The sequence below is a fragment of the Halorubrum sp. AD140 genome (assembly GCF_034497445.1).
In the GTDB taxonomy this organism is placed as follows: Archaea; Halobacteriota; Halobacteria; order Halobacteriales; family Haloferacaceae; genus Halorubrum.
In genome coordinates, this window is sequence record NZ_JAXRUU010000121.1 from 1 (window position 1) to 2,897 (window position 2,897).

At 51.7% G+C, this 2,897-nt stretch carries 3 protein-coding genes; all 3 read right to left on the reverse strand.

Annotated elements, in window-relative coordinates; translation table 11 throughout:
• Positions 1-478 precede the first annotated feature (478 nt).
• Positions 479-1,162, reverse strand: a complete 684-nt coding sequence (locus U4E84_RS16445; RefSeq protein ID WP_322533195.1) for a metallophosphoesterase family protein — start codon at positions 1,160-1,162, stop codon at positions 479-481.
• A 498-nt stretch (positions 1,163-1,660) separates the two neighbouring features.
• Positions 1,661-1,966: a hypothetical protein gene (locus U4E84_RS16450; RefSeq protein WP_322533192.1), complete on the reverse strand. Its 306-nt coding sequence runs from the start codon at positions 1,964-1,966 to the stop codon at positions 1,661-1,663.
• A gap of 256 nt (positions 1,967-2,222) precedes the next feature.
• Positions 2,223-2,897, reverse strand: a 675-nt coding sequence (locus U4E84_RS16455) for a hypothetical protein (RefSeq protein WP_322533194.1), incomplete at its 5' end; no start/stop codon positions are given.

The window sequence follows — 2,897 nt, forward strand, 5'->3', positions numbered from 1 at the left end:
ACACGTGCTGGAGCACGCAGTCGCCTTCAGACCGAGTACGAGTGACTAAGCGCGTGGCGCTGTTGAAATCCTCTAATTCAGACATATACTTTTCTGAAACAGCCGGTCTGCGGGAGCTGCGTATTGACCGTTTCTTGAGTGACTACTCACCTACTACTCGCTTTTTATAAACCAAATATGCTAATGGAAGCATTAGAACATAGATGACGGTAGTCATAGCTAAAAACAGTTCACTAGAGTCTATTGCTAGACTGTAGAATAGACCGAGGCCAACGAGGCCGTATGCTACAGCAAGTGCCCAAATTGTTTTTGTCACACATATTGGGTTGGTTCCCGATAAGATAATGATTGTGAGGCCTTTGACCTGTATTGAACGACTCGTGCGTTTCCTGTACGCAGCGATTAGAGGTGTGAACCTATCAACTACCAAGGATTTCACCAAAGCCGAGTGAGTTTATATGCGAGTGAGGAAGTCCGTTCAGACTGGACTTACTATTTTCGAGTTGGCGCGTTCTTCGTGAGTCTTCGCCTCAACGGAGAGGAACTCGTCGTTTCGGTAGTCGTACGCAGTGAGTGTACCGCCGTAGACGCAGCCGGTGTCAAGACCGACGGCGTGTTCGCGCTCTACCGGATGGTCATGGACAGTGTGACCGAAGAAGACGCGATGTGGCCCGTCGTAGTCATCGTACCAGAACGGTCCGTCATATCCATCACCGTGCGGGGAGCGCATCGTCAACAGCTCTTCGACGGTGTGGTCTGCAAGCGACCGTTGCGGATCGATCCCGCCGTGTACAATGATCACATCATCGAACGAAATAGCGATCGGAAGTGATTCGAAATACTCGCGGTCGCCGTCTCGGAGCCAGTCTGGGTTCTTATCTCCGCGCACGATCTTCTGTTCGTTGTTTCCGCGGACACTGACGAGACGCGGATCCTCACGGACGAGGTCAATAACACCCGGACTGTCTGGCCCTTTTCGGACGAGGTCGCCGACAAAGACAACGAGGTCATCGTCACCTAATTCGAGCTCTCTAAGGAGCCGCTCGAGAATTTCTCGGCTCCCGTGAACATCGCCGACGATGTAGACCTCACCGTACCGATCAACGTCTAATCGTTTGTGATGTGCTTCCAGGGCATCGCCGAACTGTGGTTTTATATTCATTTTGAGACGTGGAGCGGCACCGTTCCTCATGTAGGGATCGGCTTTCAAGAAAACATACTCTCCCATCGAAGTAAACCGTTTGTAATAGTAGTCTATATCGTTATTTAGTTTTCAGGGACGAATCGTGCTTCGGGAGAAATTCCAACAGTTGACGGTTTAAATATATCTCTGGTTGAATCCCCAATTGTAATTCTAAATATATTTCAGGTCAGCCTCCGTCCAACATTCAGGGGACCGGGTCGTACTCGTGAGCCGCTCCCCAGTAGTGGAGGTTCTCCTGTTTATAAGTCGGCAAGACGGGACGGACAGGACGAACCGCCGCTCGAAATTCCTCATACCGCTTTCGAACCTCATGGACCGTCTCGTGGGTATCCGTGTCACTGCCTATATGCTCAATTCCCCGTTGTACTTTCGTATCGATGATGCGTTTGATTCCTTCTGAAACGCGTTCATCGGGCTGTAGTGTGTAGTTCATGTTTGATCTGGGTTAGTGTCGAACTACTCTGAAATTTCTCTGAGAGCCCTTGCGACGGCTTCAACTTCGAGAGTGGATTCGAAGGACTCAAACTCATTGAGCGCGGCATCCGACCAGTTCGCTGTGGCTTTCTGTTCTTCGATGTAGCCTTCGAGAAAAACAGCGGCACGGTAAGCCTCTTGAGGATCTGGATCTGGAGGAATATCTGATGGAACGATCGTGTTGAGATCGTCTTGGTACTCCCGGATCTCGAAGTTCCACTCTCCCGAAGCGTCGCAAAACGGACCATAGCGCTTCTCATAGGTGGGGGTATTTGGTACTCTGTTCATATATGTACATTTATATAATATTACATTTCTTAATGTATTTTTTGGTTGCGGCAGAACTACTGAACTACTGGACTACTTTGACTGGGATCGGGTCTGTGTTTATGACCTCACATCAAAAGAGGGTAACAATAAGTCTGCAAGAGAGACCGAACTGACGAATTTTCTCTAAGAATATACGACCAATGTATCACGACCCTCACCGTTGTATCTGTTCCTGTTGTGATTTTCCGTATGTATGATAGCCGTTCGGGTCAGTTCAAACCTTTGTCGACGCGTCGGCAAGTGTTTGAAACTGCGTCGGATCTCGGAGAAGCTCTTCGCCGGTGTCGGCAATCGCCGACTGGTCAACGTACTCGACGCCGTCACCGTACACCACTAACACGGGTCTCTCTTGGAAGTCACCGATCGGACGGGTCATGACGCTTTCTATCGCGACGTACGTCCCTCCCGGCAGCGTCGGTGCGTCGGCGTACGTCCCTGGGAGATCATCTCTGTGGACGGCCGCAAGCATGTGGCCGGGAAGCACGACCGCTGCAGTCCGGTAACCGAATGCTGGTTGTGAAAGCATCCCGACCAGCAGATACGCGAGATCTTCACAGTCACCGCAACCGTCGACGAGCGTCTCCACGACGGTTCGAATGTAGTCTGGTTTTCCCGTCGATTTCGCGTCTGTTACGTAGTCGAGCGAGCGGACGAACCCAACCACTCGTTCGAAACGGCTCGACTCGGAGAGTGACTGCGGAGCACGACTGCCCGTTGTACTCGCATCGGAGAGCGCCTCTACAAGCCGTTTGGCGTAGTCGCTCGCCTTCGCCGCTTCGAAACCGCTCAGATAACCGTGCGACTCACTAGCCGCCGCACCGTACGCGGACCGCTCGACTGGGAACTCCAGACACCACTCCCGATCGGACCCGTCCATCCACTCATACGT